A 973-nucleotide genomic window follows, 5' to 3' on the forward strand; every position below is an offset into this window, starting at 1 on the left:
GAACTTGTTGCGGAACTTCTCGACGCGGCCGCCCAGCGTGTCCACGCTCTTCTGCTGGCCGGTGTAGAACGCGTGCGATTCGCTGGAGGTTTCCAGCTTGAACAGCGGCAGCTCGCGGCCGTCGTCCATCTTGACCATTTCCTTGGTCGGCGCGCAGGAGCGCGTCACGAACTTGAAACCGTTGGACAGATCCACGAAGCAGACGTCGCGGTAGTTCGGGTGGATGCCTTCTTTCATGGCGTTTCGCAGGCGTTGCCGCCTTCCTTCATCGCTGGTGAGCCGGGAGCCACGTGACGCCCCATGCCCCACGCACTTTCCGACAGCGGAAAAACGATCATTATAGCGCAGAGATTCAGCGCTGCGCCAGCAGCACTGGGCTGCCGGCCGGTGGCCCCATCAGCCGCCTCGACGCATCATGTCGAAGAAGTCGAGGTTGTTCTTGGAGGCCTTCATCTTGTCGAGGACGAATTCCATCGCCTCGATCTCGTCCATGTTGTAGAGCAGCTTCCGCAGGATCCAGGTCTTCTGCATGATCTCGGGCTTGAGCAGCAGCTCTTCGCGCCGGGTGCCCGACTTGTTGATCAGGATCGAAGGGTAGACGCGCTTCTCGGCCATGCGACGGTCCAGGTGGATTTCGCAGTTGCCGGTGCCCTTGAATTCCTCGTAGATCACCTCGTCCATCTTGGAGCCGGTGTCGATCAGGGCCGTGCCGATGATGGTCAGCGAGCCACCTTCTTCCACATTGCGGGCGGCGCCGAAGAAGCGCTTGGGGCGTTGCAGGGCGTTGGCGTCCACACCGCCGGTCAGCACCTTGCCGGAGCTGGGCAGCACGTTGTTGTAGGCACGGGCCAGGCGGGTGATGGAGTCCAGCAGGATCACCACATCCTTGCCCAGCTCGACCAGGCGCTTGGCGCGTTCGATCACCATCTCGGCGACCTGCACATGGCGGGCCGCGGGCTCGTCGAAGGTGGAG

At 62.3% G+C, this 973-nt stretch carries 2 protein-coding genes; both read right to left on the minus strand.

Annotation, left to right across the window (positions count from 1 at the left end; translation table 11 throughout):
* Positions 1–237 (minus strand): type B 50S ribosomal protein L31 (locus I73_RS14420; RefSeq protein WP_022981262.1); only part of this gene is annotated, 237 nt, incomplete at its 3' end.
* A gap of 159 nt (positions 238–396) precedes the next feature.
* The coding region (gene rho, locus I73_RS14425; protein ID WP_022981263.1) for a transcription termination factor Rho at positions 397–973 on the minus strand (577 nt) is incomplete at its 5' end.

Origin of the sequence: Ideonella sp. B508-1 (assembly GCF_000333615.1) — a bacterium.
Lineage (GTDB): Bacteria > Pseudomonadota > Gammaproteobacteria > Burkholderiales > Burkholderiaceae_C > Ideonella.